The sequence below is a fragment of the Kitasatospora arboriphila genome, assembly GCF_039528095.1.
In the GTDB taxonomy this organism is placed as follows: Bacteria; Actinomycetota; Actinomycetes; order Streptomycetales; family Streptomycetaceae; genus Kitasatospora; species Kitasatospora arboriphila.
In genome coordinates this window covers 1-732 of the sequence record NZ_BAAALD010000252.1, presented here as the reverse complement: position 1 = coordinate 732, position 732 = coordinate 1, and the positions used below count along the sequence as shown (strand labels likewise).

The 732-nt window shown below is 85.7% G+C and carries 1 pseudogene; it reads left to right on the top strand.

Features of this window, described 5'->3' with window-relative positions:
• Positions 1–160: 160 nt before the first annotated feature.
• Positions 161–732, top strand: a pseudogene (locus tag ABD353_RS39780) (sigma-70 family RNA polymerase sigma factor); the annotation flags it as partial.

Here is a 732-nt window from a genome sequence, read left to right as displayed (position 1 = left end):
CCCGGGGGGGGGGGGGGGGGGGGGGGGGGGGGGGGGGGGGGGGAAGGCCCCGCGCGCCGCCGGCGGCGCGCGCACGACGGCCACGGGAACCGGCACCGCCACCGGCACGGGCACGACCGGCGCGGGCGGGATCGGCCCGGCCCGCGCGGCCGGGGCCGCCGTGCTCGCCCACAGCCGCGAGGAGCTGGCCCGGCTGGCCTGGCCCGAGGCGGCCGGCACCCGCCCCGAGCAGCGCGAGGCGCTGGAGCTGGCGGTCCGTCACGGGCTGGCGCCGGAGGAGGTGGCGGCCGTGCTGGCCGTGCCGCTGCCGCCCGCCGAGGAGCTGCTGGAGACGGCCGCCGCCGAGGTCGGGCGCACCCGCGCGGCCCTGCTGGTGCTCGCCGCGGGCGGCGGCCCGGAGGGCGCCCAGCTCGGCGGGGCGGGCGCGGAGGGCCGCAGCGGCTGGGTGCTCGGCCCGGCGCTCCGCCGCGAGCTGGTGCAGCACGTGGTGGACTGCCCGACCTGCCGCGGCACCACGGAGCGGGTGGCGGCCGAGCCGCAGCCCGGTCCGGCCGGACTCGCGGACACGGCGGGGCTGCCGCTGCTGCCGGCGCCGGTGACGGTGCGGGTGGCGGCCACCGCGGCCCAGGTCCCGGGCGGGGCCGCGGGCGCGGCCTGGCGGGGGGGCGCGGGGGGGGGGCGGGGGGCGGCGGGATGCGCCAGTCCTGGGCGGCGGGGCGGCCGAGTGCCTCG